At 37.6% G+C, this 15,033-nt stretch carries 8 protein-coding genes; 3 read left to right on the top strand and 5 right to left on the bottom strand.

Annotation, left to right across the window (positions count from 1 at the left end; all coding sequences use genetic code 11):
* Window positions 1-164: 164 nt before the first annotated feature.
* The 3 genes from PVK79_RS10520 to PVK79_RS10510 form a co-directional block, all read right to left on the bottom strand.
* On the bottom strand, window positions 165-3,311 hold the full coding sequence (locus PVK79_RS10520) for a DEAD/DEAH box helicase (RefSeq protein ID WP_257326682.1): 3,147 nt from the start codon (window positions 3,309-3,311) through the stop codon (window positions 165-167).
* Between the two features lie 412 nt (window positions 3,312-3,723).
* Entirely contained in the window at window positions 3,724-4,686 is a 963-nt protein-coding gene (locus PVK79_RS10515) for a transcriptional regulator (protein ID WP_257326680.1), read from the bottom strand.
* A gap of 15 nt (window positions 4,687-4,701) precedes the next feature.
* Window positions 4,702-5,940, bottom strand: a complete 1,239-nt coding sequence (locus tag PVK79_RS10510) for an AAA family ATPase (RefSeq protein ID WP_145239012.1) — start codon at window positions 5,938-5,940, stop codon at window positions 4,702-4,704.
* A 771-nt stretch (window positions 5,941-6,711) separates the two neighbouring features.
* Here PVK79_RS10510 and PVK79_RS10505 point away from each other — a divergent pair.
* Complete coding sequence (locus PVK79_RS10505; protein ID WP_145239015.1) at window positions 6,712-7,926, top strand: replication protein A; 1,215 nt, start codon at window positions 6,712-6,714, stop codon at window positions 7,924-7,926.
* Between the two features lie 57 nt (window positions 7,927-7,983).
* Here PVK79_RS10505 and PVK79_RS10500 read toward each other — a convergent pair whose 3' ends face one another.
* Window positions 7,984-8,859, bottom strand: a complete 876-nt coding sequence (locus PVK79_RS10500) for a DNA replication terminus site-binding protein (protein WP_145239018.1) — start codon at window positions 8,857-8,859, stop codon at window positions 7,984-7,986.
* 1,384 nt (window positions 8,860-10,243) lie between these two features.
* Between PVK79_RS10500 and PVK79_RS10495 the strand changes: the two genes are divergently transcribed.
* The gene (locus tag PVK79_RS10495; protein WP_145239021.1) at window positions 10,244-11,593 is read left to right on the top strand and encodes a class II 3-deoxy-7-phosphoheptulonate synthase; all 1,350 of its coding nucleotides are present in this window, start codon (window positions 10,244-10,246) and stop codon (window positions 11,591-11,593) included.
* 94 nt (window positions 11,594-11,687) lie between these two features.
* On the opposite strand, the gene ppsR is transcribed toward PVK79_RS10495, so the two are convergent.
* Window positions 11,688-12,497 carry a posphoenolpyruvate synthetase regulatory kinase/phosphorylase PpsR gene (gene ppsR / locus PVK79_RS10490; RefSeq protein ID WP_149980299.1) on the bottom strand — a complete coding sequence of 270 codons (810 nt, stop codon included), beginning with the start codon at window positions 12,495-12,497 and terminating at the stop codon, window positions 11,688-11,690.
* A gap of 154 nt (window positions 12,498-12,651) precedes the next feature.
* Between ppsR and ppsA the strand changes: the two genes are divergently transcribed.
* On the top strand, window positions 12,652-15,027 hold the full coding sequence (ppsA, locus tag PVK79_RS10485; protein WP_149980298.1) for a phosphoenolpyruvate synthase: 2,376 nt from the start codon (window positions 12,652-12,654) through the stop codon (window positions 15,025-15,027).
* Window positions 15,028-15,033: the final 6 nt, after the last annotated feature.

Here is a 15,033-nt window from a genome sequence, read left to right as displayed (position 1 = left end):
AAGCCAGCTCAAAATGGGCTGGCTCAATCATTACTAAAACTAGTAACCAAATAGGGGGAAATCAACAATGATGCTTGTGTAAACTGCAATTCAACAACAAGCAAAGAAGTAGACGCCCTCACGCTAATTTAGTTCAAAATAAATCAGGCTAATTTGAAATAATGCTAACTTTTTATCAAAGAAAGCATTTGTTGTTCGTCAAACTTTGTAAAACTCATTGATTTTTCAGTAAATAATGCATCAACAAGCGCTTGCTTATGTTGTTGCATTTTAAATACTTTTTGCTCAATTGAATTCGCCATTATCAGTTTATAAACAAAAACAGGATTTGTTTGACCGATTCGATAAGCACGATCTGTCGCTTGTTTTTCTACTGCTGGATTCCACCAAGGATCGAAATGGATCACAGTGTCCGCCTGAGTAAGATTAAGCCCTGTACCGCCAGCTTTTAAACTGATCAAAAATACCGACGTTTTACCACTGGTAAATTCTTCGATCACTTTATCGCGATGACGTGTTTGCCCTGTAAGCAGGCTGTAATTAATCTCTAACGATGCTAGCTGCTGCGCAATAATATCTAATGCAGAAGTAAACTGGCTAAAAATAATAATATTGCGACCTTCACTTAACATTACTGGTAAATGGCTACTCAACCAGTCAAGTTTTGCACTTCTAGCTGAGGTGTGTTCGTCAATCAAACGCGGGTGACAACATATTTGTCGTAACTTTAATAACGCCTCTAAAAAGGCTAATTTGCTCTTTTGCGCGCCTTGGGAAGCAAACAGGTCGACCATTTTCTCTTCTAGAGAATCAGTAATGCTTTGATAAATATCTTTTTGCTGTGCTTCGAATTCAAACTCTTTAATCAACTCTGTTTTCGGTGGTAGCTCTTGTGCTACTTCAGCTTTAGTTCGACGTAAAATAAAAGGCAAGATCAGTGATTTAAGCTCTTTAGCACGATCACTATCAGCGTCACGCTCAATCGGAGTCTGAAAATGCTGCTTAAAATGAGCCTGTGAACCAAGCAAGGAAGGCATTGCAAAATCTAACAATGATTTCAATTCAAATAAATTGTTTTCAATCGGTGTACCACTTAAACATAAGTTAAATTGAGCATTTAAACGCTTAACTAAACGAGATACTTGCGCACTGTCATTCTTTATATACTGCGCTTCATCAAGGATAATATTCTCGAAATACAACGGTGAGTAGTAAGCGATATCACGCTTGAGTAATGGATAAGTAGTAAGAATGCAATCTGCCTGGGCTAAATGTTGTAATTGCTCAATCCGCGCGCTACCAAATAGGGTCGTCACTTTAATACTACTGGCGAATTTAGCCATTTCATTTTGCCAATTACTTACCAAGCTCGTTGGGCAGACAATTAACGTTGGGCCTGCTTGCTCTCGTTGCCGTGCGTTAGCTAAAAATGCAATAACTTGTAAGGTTTTGCCTAATCCCATGTCGTCGGCTAGTATTCCGCCTAACTGATGGCGTTTTAAGAACTGTAGCCACTGAACGCCTTGCTGTTGATACTCGCGAAGCCGCACGCCCGCATTCAAGCCATGTAACACTGTAGTGGCAGTAGTTGGTGCATCTAGCTCAGCTAAATAAGACTCTAAGCTGTCGTCGACTAAGTTAACCGCAAAACAGCTCATCTTTATTAAATGCACTAAAAATGATAAAGGTATAAGTAATTCATCGCGTGTTTTTATAAACTCAAAACGATCTTTAAAATCAGTAAGCGTATCAAAAGCTGGTTTTGTTATTACTCCAAACTGTTTACCATTTGCATAATAATAAAAAAGTTCGCTTTGACGATTAAGTGATTGAAATTCTGAATTATCGTTTGCTAATACGGTGGCAGCTTTAGCGTTTGAGATCATTATTTTACTAACAATTTGATGACCTTTACCACGTTTAACATCCAAGCTGACATTAGTGATTGATTTTTTTATCACTAGTTTTTTATCAGTTACCTTCCAACCACGCTGACGAAGTTTAGGCAAAACCTCGTATTTAAACCAATGCTGATGAATAACTGATTGTTTATTAAAAACAAACTCATTTTGTAAAGCCCCTTTACATAGTTCAAAGCCTAAATTTGTGAGCTCTGTGATAACGGTATTTTCAAGCGATGCATTGAGAATATTTGCTGGTGCTGAGTTTGGAGCGTAATTACCATCTTGATAGTTAAAGGTAAGCGTAAGCTTTAATTGGTTATTGCTATTACTAACATCAATAACCGCGCAAGTATCTGCTACCCGTTTTATTTTTTTACGTTCAGATAATTGGTAATGGGGTATTACACCGTCACCAAAATTTGCAGCTAATTGCTTATAGACACGATCAAAATTAGCAGTATGAATGGCTGGGATCGCTCTGATATGAGCAACTTCTTCACCACTTAGTGGCGTACGTAAACGGCCTATGCGTAGTAACTCTGTATCAAGGTAAGTTGGTGGTGTGGTTTTAAGTAAGAACCAGGATTGTTTACCCGTTAAACTTACATTTAATTGAATAAGATCTTTTTTGTGTGACCACGAAAAACTCAGATCTTCAGCACTATCAGCTTTAATCGACTGACGAGAACGCCCAAAAAACAAACGCTGAGAAGCAATCAACTGCTGCAATGCGTTAAATCCCCATTGCCCTCTAAGCTCTAAATTACCAAGTGCATTTTGAGAACGGATCCAACTGTATAAACGAAAATCAGTTTCGAGTAAATCGGATGGTGTTACAAAACTATTAAGCTGCTGATCAGTAAGGTTTCTACCGAGGGTATACTGATGTTCTGCAGAGAAAGCGGCAATTTTTGGTGTTAAAATAACCCGATTGTTTTCTACATCAAGCACAAATAAAAGTACATTTTTAGCTTGTGCTGACTGGTTTTGCTTAAGTGTTGTTAGCTCTTCAAACCAATCATTCATTATATAGTCTTGGCCGTAATCACCAGAATGATCAATCTTCAGCTTTAACAATACAGCAGCCAAGTGGCGACAGTTAGTTTTGGCATTACATGAACAGTGTCGATCAACTGCAAAACCATTGGCTAACTTCTTTATCTCTATGTGTTGGGTAAAAGTACTGCCTTGATTTCCAAACACCGAGGCATCAATGACAGAGAAATCATGATTATGCTCTAACCAATTAATTTGACCATTTGCTACGTACTCTTTTGCTTTACTGAGCACATGAGGCTTAAACAGCTGTTTAATAAATCGTTCAGATAAAGGAAATTGAGTCGCTTGCTCTTGCTTGATCTCTTCAAAAATAGCGAGTAGGTCATTCTTAGATAAGTTAGCAGACATATTGCTCAGGGCAGTAAAAAATAAAAATAATTTTACCAGTATATGATTTATCGGCGTCGAGCTAAAGCATTAAAATGATTAAAAAGACTGGTTGGAGCTGATAAGTTAGTAAAAAAATGATCTCAATACAAAAACAGCTGAATTTAATAGTTAAACACAACTAACCAACAACAAACCCACAAGTTATAAACATATTGTTAATAATTAAGCGCGTTTACAGATCACATTTTTACTAAGGTATAAAAAAATAGCGGTAAGAGTGAAAAATATAGCTAATCAGTTAGTAAAAAAATGATCTATGAGCTCAATAGTAAGGTTTATTGATATTTCAGATCATTATTTTACTAACAAAACACAGTTTGGGATCAGAATTTTACTAACAAAAAAAGCCTTCAGATCAGATTTTTATTAACTAGTTAAATGCATTTAATAACTTAGTTAGCTGTTCTAAGCGCTTGTCAGTCATCACTTTATTATCAATTTTGATTGATAAATCACCACTTTTTAAATTACGTTGCAAGCTGATATAATTATTTTCTAGTAGTGCTTCTCGACGTTGAGCTGACTGTGGCTCAGCGGTAAGCAATTTAGTGATCGCCATTGCACGCTTATCATCACCAATTATATCTTCTAAGCTATTATCGTGTGTCAAATGATTTACTTGCTGATTAAAACTATGCTCATCACGTTCTTTTGCTGCAATCAGTTTTTTAGCTACTTCACGGCCAACATGATTCGCTGTTGGATAAAGGGCAAGTACAGCAGCAGGAAGCTTCTCAAAGGCTTTAATTGCATCAGCAATAGCTGTATGCGATACACCTTCAATGGCGGCTACTTCACGGTAAGAGCCTTTTTTTCCCTGTGCAACTAACTCATCTTTTGTTTGTTGATATGCTTGGCCAAGTTCCCAGAGGCTCGGGGCAATATATTGGTCTGACGATACCGCTAAAATCTTAGCATCTAAATCTGTAAAATCACTCGAACTAAGAACCATGTAGTCAGCATTGCCGATTATACATGCCATACGACGACGTGAGCCGGCTAATACCAGCGTTTCATCACCTTTGTCCCAACATAAGGCGGGGTGTTGGTTACGACCATCCTCGGCTATTGCAGGGAGTATATCTGCGACAGACTTTTCATTGAGTAACACTTGAACACGACGATTTTTTGCGTACACCTTGGTGGTACTTTCTATTTCAGCATGCGGGATCACTTTGCAAACGAGTGTGATCTGACGATTAGGATCACTTGGTGCAGGCATTTTGATCACATCGCCTGCGTTTGCTTGTTCTAGTAATTCATCAAGATTACTATTACCAATTGAAGTAGCAAAAGGGTCTAAGCTGGTGTCATTTTTACGTTTTTTAGCCATTTTTTGTTAACTACCTTACTTAGTTTCATTCAATTGAGATTGTGTTGATTGCCAATTTGAACGGATCAGCATTTCTAATTCATCAACAACATCTTTTATATTTTCTTGAGCTCTGATCAGTGATTCTCTACTTGCTAAACTATCAGATGTTTTTTGATCAAAAATAGTATTGAATGACGAAGAGCTCGCTGTAATTGCTGAGCTATGGTTAATTGGGTAACTCATTACCTGACGACCAAATGCACTGCGTACATCTTTAACGATGTCACGCTGTGAATGATTGCCTTTTACGTAATTAGTTACTAAAAATTGCATAAAGTCCCAACCTTCATGACCTAAAGATGCAACGGTATGATAGATCTCGCCTAAACGTTTTAAATATTTGTTATTAGCATCGAAATCAACGGCTTCAGGATGCACCGGGATCAGCATTGCCGTAGATGCCATTAAAGCATTATAAAACATGAAGTTAAGAGATGGAGCTGTATCAATTAAAATGATATCGAATTGATCCTTAACCGGATCAATCACTTTTTCTAATAGTTTATGGTAATGACGGGTTTTTTCATAACTTGAACTATCTTTTAGCAACGTTGCAGTTTCATGTTCAAAGTAAAAGTCATCCATACCAGAAGGCAAAATGCGTATATTTGGGATATGCGTAGGCAAAAAAGCATTTGTAACAAGTTGCTGCCAAGTTTCATCTGGATCTAAATCAATGCAATCTCGCATTAAATCACCGACCGTGATCGGTTCAGGTTCACTGGGTGGGAAAAAACTCGATGATGACCCTTGCGGATCTAAATCAATAATACCAATACGGTAACGTTTAATGTTTGTCGTAGCTAGGGCTGCAGCAATATTTACCATACTGGTTGTTTTACCACAGCCGCCTTTTAGAGAGTTAATAACAATAACTTGTAATTTATCGTCAACATTGCGGTGATCTGGCTGAATATCCATTATATCTGCCATAGCAAATATATTTACCAAGGTGTAAGCGTAATGGCCGTTAGCACCGCGTTTAATGTTTAGCTCATCAAAATCACCATTGTCATGGCGGCGTTTTAAGGTACGATTGTTACAGCCTAATAGATCTGCTGCTGCTTTTTGAGTGTAAGTTCGAAGCTCTTTTTCTTCAGATTTTAAGTGGGCACGATAATGCTGAATACGTCCTGCTAATGATTTTTCTGCGACTTCTGCAGTTGCTTTTAAAAGCCGATAGGTGGATAGCGCATTATTATGAATTGACATACTTTATTCCTCAAAGTTAGGTATTAAGTATAATGTCCATTCAATTGACTGTAAACAACTATTTATGACGACATGGCTTTTAATAACAAGACATTTAGAATTAATTTGTAATTTTAAAATTGCTTAGTATAAATAAAGAAGTTTAAAGGTGGTTAAATATATAAGGTAGTAAAGGTTAAGGGCATAAAATACACATCTAAATTGTTGATATATATAAATAATAGTAAAAAAAGTGGATCAGGTTTATACTTGGTTAAGATCAGATCTTTAGTAACTGACAGATCGTAATTTTACTAACTCTGAATCTGAGACTTAAGTTATGCACAGTTTGAGCACAGGTTTACGCACAAAAACCGCTGTTGAGATCAGTTTTTTACTAAGATAATTAAGAACTTATCCACTTACGATCGGGATAAATAGGCTGTTCAATTAGTATAGATCTGATCTGTAGTAGGTATAGATCAGATCTATGCTAACTGATTCGATGATTATCCACAGGCATTAGTAAAAATTAGATTTATGTCGTGTATTTTTGGTTAAAAAACAAAAATAGACGGACAAAAATATGCGTGAGTTAGTAAAATTTAGACTTATAACCGTAGTGTTAGTAAAAAACTGATCTGAAAATCAAGATCATTAAGGTTACTTAGTAAAATAGTGATCTGAACATATATTTTAATCCCAGATCAGTTTTGTACTAACTTAAACATTTAACTTTTTCTGTTTAATGTGTTGTTATTAGCTGTCGCAATAAAATTGGAAATAAGAACAATGAACCGAAAGGTCAACATCTCGGTAGATAACTTACCCGATACATTACGGGGTCAGATCCACGGGGTGGAAAGTGCAATAGATAACGAAAGCCTCGCATTATTTACAGACAATAAAGATGTGCGGGTTTCATTAGAAAATGCAGCGCATGGATTAAGGGCCTATTCGAATACTTTTAATCATTATGATTTGTGGGGACGTTTTGTTCGCTCAGGCCATAAAAAATTACCACTCGAAGAAGCGCCTAAAAAAACCATTATTACTCGAAAAATATCCGAAAAAGTGGATGGCATTTTGTATGATGGTGAAATTAAAATTACTCCAGCGGTAGTAAGTACCCGTAAAGACGGTGAAGATGTTGAATATTTAGTTTGGCCATCAGATCGTGAAGAAAAAGTAGAACGTGCATTAATCCGTTTAGCTTCTAAAGGTAAAATTGTTAAAATCAATTTTAAGTCCGGTATTCAATATGCCGTGGTTTTTTCGATGAACGAATTAGCGCAAGAACTTAAAGCTGTTGGGCAATCAATGCCTTACCCACAAATCAAAGAAGCATTAGAAGCACTGCAAGGTTCTAAGCTATCGTTTAAGTATTCAGCGACAGATACTAAAAATACCAATATTGATGATTCATTTTACGAATCAAATATGAACTTTCTTTCTTCTTTGCACTTTAGTGGTAAAAAAGGGCAGGGCGGTAATGTTAAATGTGTTGCGTGCTTGAATGCGTTTGTCCATAACATGATCGATAACCTTGAATACAAAGGTTACTATTTCAATAGCGCGCAAGAATTAAAGCGCGGATTATCTCGCTGGATGATGTTGCGTCTTTATCATCTTTGGCGCTATGCGGCACCAGGAAAAACATATCATTTTAGATTGTTATCTATCATGGAAAAATATGGCTCAATCTATTCAACTGACGATATCACTGAAAATAAATTAAAAGCATTGCGTCGTGATATGACCACTACGATGAAAGATCTTATCGAAAAAGGTGCTATTTCAGAATATAGCATTACTAATGTTAAAGATGATAAAACTGGCAACATTGTAGATTATACATACGAGATGCATCCTTCAGATCAGTTTTGTGATGAAATACTTACTTTGAATAAGCATAACAAACGTATTGAAATTCAAGGTGGTAAACGCATAGTTGAAAATGCAGTTTTAATCGACGAAGATAAAATTGAAGAAATAGTTAAAGATTAACTTACCGCTTAAGCTCATTCTGACTAAGGCCGCTATAAAGCGGCCTTTTTAACATAATTATTTATCAACTTGTTCCAAATATAATCTATCAACAAGAAAATCATACTCTCGTTTACGCGGATGGCTTTGTGGTTTTTGATAATCTGATAACGTACCTAGTTTTACATCCGGTTCAGGGTTTATCAAAATAAAAGGTAGTGCGGCACTAACATGATAACGATTTTGCGCGGTGTATCTCACATTTACTTGTGGGCTAACGCGGGTTGGGCGTCTTATTCGTAATTTATCTTTATCTCCTAAACTAGCGACACGTAATTGTTCTTGAGCAACGAGTGTTTGCCAACTGAGTTGATCTATCATTCTAGGATTGGAATAACCGGCTGATTTTTCGAGCATGGCTAGTGCCATCTTTTTTGTCAGTGTTTTAGTCGCGTGTTTGTGCATCCAGGTAAAACGAACTGAAAAAGGGGAGTTTACTTCAAAATGAATTTTACGGTACGCGGCGAGTGTTATTAAATTTGGTATCGCATTATGAACCGCTTCAAAGCGAGCATCATTATTATCAATGGCTAGAATACATTCTTTAAATGCAGCTTTTGCTTTATTTAATTGTTGAATTCGAGCAACAAGTTGTTTTTGATCCGCATTTTTTATTACCAGTAACCCAGGGTGACGTTTTAAAACACGACTACTTAAGCCTGATTTTTTATAGATATCGTTAAATGAATTTAAAATCAACTTTTGGCCCGTAGCACCTGTAATTTTCGTAACATTGATCGATTGAGGGACTATCTTTTCATCGTTACTATCAATATCAGGCAATTGATAATAATCAGCCTTTGAATAATCGCATTGCATTAAATCATCAATAAAGTGATTAGTTAAATCACTAAGTAAATCGAACTGACTGCGAATTTGTACTTTAGTTACCATAAGAACACATCATACAATATAGATGATAATAGTCTACCATAGCCGCAGTTAAACTAAAAACAAAGCAGCGCACAATCACCTGTTTATTTATTGCCAAATTTCACTCGATGCAGAGTAAATATTATAAACCAATAAAGTATGATGTGTTCTTTACTCTTGGTAAGGATCTTATAACGGATAGGTTGATAGTTTTTCTAACTTAAAAGTTCGATCATCTCTAAATAAGTATGTTTAAATATTGCCTTTGAGCTGATGATTAAGTACATCATGTTGCTGCAATTGCATAATCTCCGATGCGATAGAAGTATTTACCTCAAGTATAAGTTGTGTAGTTAAAGGGTGAGGACTAACTCTATTGTAGTTTTCAGTTGCCAATGGATACTGGTATATCAATGCAATAATTTACGGGAGCTTATTGATGTGACCAATTCTATAAATTAGTTATAGGCACACTATTTCAATTTTGCTTAAGGGGATTATCTAATTTAAATCTCTTCGGGTTTATTCCCCGCCGCTCGCGGCGTAAAGGTTTTTGACCTCTGGCTAATTAAGATACCCCTCTTCGCGAAGCGAATTTGAGCCTAAGCGAAAAGCCTTGGCGCGGGGTAGTTCATTAGCTAAAAAATATCAGTCGTGCAGTTGCAGTAGTAAGTTTATGGCTATGAGCACAAAGATAAACAGCGCATAAAGACTTTATAACCATTAAGCTTAAGCAAACGTCGATATAGTTAAAGAGCTGAACTACAGTGATAACAAGCTGCTAAACCTATCTAGTTTAAGCCAGGTATAAACGCTGAGAAATAGGCCAATAAGATGTATAGGAGTTGGAGTCAAACCAGCGCTCGAATTTTACAATTACATACTATTGCCTTAATTTAATTGCAGTGTCATTCAGGCTTGAATTGACAACTATCAGTAATTTGAGATACGTGCCAACATGAATCAAACAAGGTAGTTACAAGCAACATGAGACGAACTGAATTTCATTTAATTTAGGTATACCTCTTTATTACTCAGCACCCTTAGCACATATTTTAAACTTCAGCCATTTGATATAAAAAATAATCTAATTTCAACTGTAAAGTTAAGGTTACATAGCATTGCAATTTAAGTATGATGTGTTCTTATTTTCAGTTGTAGAGTAGGCACTTAATTTATTTACTAAGGTCTCGCTGTATTATTTAATTTTATGTTTTATATTAATAAGTTAAACAATACCCTGTGCATATTTTAAAAAATAAAAAGGTGGCAGAACAGTGCAAATCATCAATAATATTTATCTCATAACTAAATAATTGATAATTAGCGAATATAGTCCTTGAACAGGGGCACTGCATACGTTAATTTTCATCTATCAGGTAAATGTAGGAATGAGGAAATTAATATGCAGTCGTGGAACCCAAATAGCTGGAGAGAGCTCCCAATACTTCAGCAGCCACAGTATCCAGATCAAGAAGCGCTGAAAACTGTTGAAGGCCAATTAAAGAGTGCACCGCCACTGGTCTTCGCAGAAGAGACCCGTAGTTTATTTAAACAACTAGAAGACGTTTGTGAAGGCCGTGCCTTCTTACTTCAAGGTGGTGATTGTGCTGAATCATTTAGTGACTTTAATGCCGCTAATATTCGTGACACATTTAAAACAATATTACAGATGGCAGTCGTACTAACTTATGGCGGTAAATGCCCTGTAGTTAAGATTGCGCGCATGGCAGGGCAATATGCTAAACCACGCTCAGCAGATTTAGAAACCATTGATGGGGTATCTTTACCTTCATATCGTGGTGATATCGTAAATAATTTTGAGTTTACTGAACAAGCGCGTATTCCCGATCCACAACGCTTAATGACGGCTTATCATCACAGTGCAGCAACATTAAATTTATTACGCGCATTTGCACAAGGTGGACTTGCAGATTTACATCAGGTAAATCGCTGGAACATGGGTTTTGTTGCAGCAAACCCACTTAAAGAAAAATACCAACAACTTGCGGATAAGATTCAAGATGCGCTTGAGTTTATGGAAGTGTGCGGTATTAACTCAACAATTGCACCAAGCCTTAAAGAGACTGATTTATACACCTCTCATGAAGCGTTATTACTGGGGTATGAAGAAGCGCTTACTCGCCGTGATCATCTATCTGGCGATTGGTATGACTGCTCAGCACATTTTGTTTGGATTGGTGAACGTACTCGCCAACTTGATCATGCACATATCGAATTCTTTAAAGGTATTAAAAATCCAATTGGGGTAAAAGTTGGCCCAGGAATGGATCCTGACGACTTAATTCGTTTAATTGATGCGCTTAATCCAGATAACATCCCAGGGCGCTTAACATTAATTACACGTATGGGTGCTGATGTACTTCCTGAAAAGTTGCCGGCCTTAGTACGTCGCGTTCAACAAGAAGGCCGTAAAGTAATTTGGAGTTCTGATCCAATGCACGGGAATACTGAAAAAGCGACATCAGGGTATAAAACCCGAAGCTTTGACAATATTTTGCGTGAGATCAGCCAGTTCTTCGCAGTTCATAAAGCTGAGGGCTCGTATGCAGGTGGTGTTCATTTAGAAATGACTGGCCAACATGTTACTGAGTGTACTGGTGGTGCTTACGGATTATCTGATGACGATCTAGCACAGCGTTATCGCACACAGTGTGACCCACGTTTAAATGCTGATCAGGTATTAGAACTTGGCTTCTTAGTTGCAGATTTATTAAAAGACGCACGTAAGTAGAGTTAGTCCAAAAAATCAAAAGCCGCATCTGCGGCTTTTTTAATGTCCGATATTATTTTTATACCTTGTGTAACTATAATTAGCTATATTGAAGTTAGTACTTACGTCGCTCAAGGTTAGTATCAGAAATGATCTTAGCGGAAATTTCTTCTACAGAGTGATGGGTCGAATTTAAATACGCCAGCTTATGTTTTTTATACAGCATTTCAACTTCGCGTACTTCGATTCGACATTGCTTAAGTGATGCGTATTTTGAATTAGCCATACGGCGTTGGCGAATATCAGCCAACCTGACTGGATCAATCGTTAAACCAAACAGCTTATGCTTATAGGCTACTAAGCACTGTGGTAAGTTACCCGAATCTAAATCTTCTTCAGTGATAGGGTAATTAGCTGCTTTAATACCATACTGTAGCGCTAAATATAAACTAGTTGGCGTTTTACCACTGCGGCTTACGCCGACCAAAATTATATCGGCTTCAGCATAGTTACTAATATTAGCGCCGTCATCATTAGTAAGCGCATAGTTCACGGCATCAATTCTAAAGTCATAACTTTTTTCATGCATTGAATGAGTACGATGAATTTTAGGCACAGGCGCTACTTTTAGTTCTTGCTCAATTTTCTCACTAAATGTAGTTAAGAAATCATAAGTAACGGCGGTCGATGAGCGAATAATTTCACTTAAATTGTGATTAACAAAAGTAAAAAAAACCAATGGTTTTTCGCCTTCGCGTTGTGCCGTTGCATTGATCAATGCTTTTATTTCGTTCGCTTTTTTTTCAGTTTCAACAAAAGGGATAGTTTTATGATTAAATTCAACGGGAAATAATGACAAAGTGGCGTGGCCAAATACTTCAGAAGTGATAGCTGTACCGTCAGAAATATAAAATGCAGTTCTCATATTAACCTTTTTATTACGTTTAATAGTTAAAATAGCCACCCTACGGTTTACGTAAGGTCTATTGCCAGTGTAGAATGAAGGTGACCTTTTTAGAAGGTTTTCTTTCTTAACTCTCACAGTTATTACTACAATTTGTTTTTTTGGAGAAAGATCCGTGCAAGAATACGTTCTCTGGTATCAAGAGCTTGGTATGCAAGATGTTCCTCGTGTTGGCGGCAAAAATGCCTCACTCGGCGAAATGATTTCTAACCTAGCAAACGCTGGTGTACAAGTCCCAGGTGGTTTTGCTACTACCGCAGACGCATTTAATGAGTTTCTTGAGCAATCAGGACTAAATGCAAAGATCCACGACATTTTAGACACACTGGACGTGGAAGATGTAAATACACTAGCAAAAGTCGGCGCTGATATTCGTCAGTGGATTATCGACACCCCATTCCAACCTAATTTAGACCAAGCAATTCGCGACGCATACAGCCAACTCCACGGCAATGCAGCAGACGATGTTTCATTCGCAGTACGTTCATCAGCAACAGCTGAAGATATGCCTGATGCATCATTCGCAGGTCAACAAGAAACCTTCCTAAATGTACGTGGTATCGACTCAGTAATGGTCGCCATCAAGCATGTGTTCGCATCGCTTTTCAATGACCGTGCCATTTCATACCGTGTTCACCAGGGTTATGATCATCGCGGCGTAGCATTATCTGCGGGTATTCAACGCATGGTACGTTCTGATAAGTCATCGTCTGGCGTTATGTTCAGTATTGATACTGAATCAGGTTTCGAAGATGTCGTGTTTATCACCTCAAGTTATGGTCTAGGTGAAATGGTTGTACAGGGCGCAGTAAACCCTGATGAATTTTATGTTCATAAACCAACACTTGCTAAAGGTAAGCCATCTGTAGTGCGCCGTAATATTGGCTCAAAAGCGATTCAAATGATTTACTCTGCCGATCAAGCGCATGGTAAACAAGTAGAAATCGTAGATGTAGATGCAGCCCTTTCAAATAAATTCTCAATTACCGATGCCGAAGTTCAAGAGCTTGCAAAGCAAGCTGTGATCATCGAAAAACATTATGGCCGCGCGATGGATATCGAGTGGGCAAAAGACGGTAATGACGGCAAGCTATACATTGTACAAGCTCGCCCTGAAACAGTTCGTTCAAACGAAGATACGAATGTTATGGAGCGTTTTCAACTAAATGGCAGCAGTGCTGTTGTCGTTGAAGGACGTGCCATCGGTCATAAAATTGGCTCAGGTGTTGTTCGTGTACTTGATTCGATTAAAGAAATGGATCAAGTTCAACAAGGTGACATTTTAGTAACCGACATGACTGATCCAGATTGGGAACCTATCATGAAACGTGCTGCAGCGATTGTAACTAATCGTGGTGGTCGTACATGTCACGCGGCAATTATTGCCCGTGAGTTAGGTATTCCAGCAGTTGTAGGATGTGGTAATGCAACTGACCTAATTAAAGCAGGCCAAGAAGTAACCGTATCATGTGCTGAAGGCGACACTGGCTTTATTTATGAAGGTATTTTAGATTTTGAAATCCTCACTTCACGTGTCGATAAAATGCCTGAACTACCAATGAAAATCATGATGAACGTTGGTAACCCAGATCGTGCATTTGATTTTGCACGCTTACCACACTCAGGTGTTGGTCTTGCGCGCGTTGAATTTATTATCAACCGTATGATTGGTGTGCATCCTAAAGCATTGCTAAATTTTGATGCTCAAACAGATGAGTTAAAAGCTGAAATCACACAGATGATTGCAGGTTATGAATCACCGGTTGAATTCTATATTGCTAAATTAGTTGAAGGTATTTCGACCTTAGGCTGTGCATTTGCACCAGAGCGTGTAATTGTTCGTATGTCTGATTTTAAATCAAATGAATATGCTAACTTAGTTGGCGGACAACAATACGAGCCTGAAGAAGAAAACCCAATGATTGGTTTCCGTGGCGCAGCACGTTATATTTCGGAAGATTTCCGTGACTGTTTCGCACTAGAGTGTGAAGCAATCAAACGTGTTCGTAACGACATGGATATGGCCAACATTGAAATCATGATCCCATTCGTACGTACCCTTGAAGAAGGTAAACGTGTTATTGAATTACTTGAAGAACATGGTCTTAAACGTGGCGAAAATGGCTTAAAAGTAATCATGATGTGTGAACTTCCATCAAATGCATTACTTGCTGATGAATTTTTAGAACATTTTGATGGCTTTTCAATCGGTTCAAACGATTTAACGCAACTTACGCTTGGTTTAGACCGTGACTCAGGATTAATTGCCCATTTATTTGATGAGCGTAACCCTGCAATCAAAAAACTACTTTCTATGGCAATTCAAACTGCCAAAGCAAAAGGAAAGTATGTTGGTATTTGTGGTCAAGGTCCATCAGATCATGAAGATTTTGCTGCGTGGTTAGTAGAGCAGGGAATTGATTCTGTTTCACTAAACCCAGATACAGTACTTGAAACTTGGTTATACCTTGCTAAAAAATTAGCAAAATAATCGTTA

This window comes from Pseudoalteromonas rhizosphaerae (genome assembly GCF_028885455.1).
In the GTDB taxonomy this organism is placed as follows: domain Bacteria; phylum Pseudomonadota; class Gammaproteobacteria; order Enterobacterales; family Alteromonadaceae; genus Pseudoalteromonas; species Pseudoalteromonas rhizosphaerae.
This window is presented reverse-complemented; position numbering and strand designations above follow the sequence as displayed.

Excerpts from the sequence above, each read along its gene's own strand:
- PVK79_RS10520 (WP_257326682.1), bottom strand. The coding sequence starts at position 3,311 with ATGTCTGCTAACTTATCTAAGAATGACCTACTCGCTATTTTTGAAGAG.
- PVK79_RS10515 (WP_257326680.1), bottom strand. The coding sequence starts at position 4,686 with ATGGCTAAAAAACGTAAAAATGACACCAGCTTAGACCCTTTTGCTACT.
- PVK79_RS10510 (WP_145239012.1), bottom strand. The coding sequence starts at position 5,940 with ATGTCAATTCATAATAATGCGCTATCCACCTATCGGCTTTTAAAAGCA.
- PVK79_RS10505 (WP_145239015.1), top strand. The coding sequence starts at position 6,712 with ATGAACCGAAAGGTCAACATCTCGGTAGATAACTTACCCGATACATTA.
- PVK79_RS10500 (WP_145239018.1), bottom strand. The coding sequence starts at position 8,859 with ATGGTAACTAAAGTACAAATTCGCAGTCAGTTCGATTTACTTAGTGAT.
- PVK79_RS10495 (WP_145239021.1), top strand. The coding sequence starts at position 10,244 with ATGCAGTCGTGGAACCCAAATAGCTGGAGAGAGCTCCCAATACTTCAG.
- ppsR (WP_149980299.1), bottom strand. The coding sequence starts at position 12,497 with ATGAGAACTGCATTTTATATTTCTGACGGTACAGCTATCACTTCTGAA.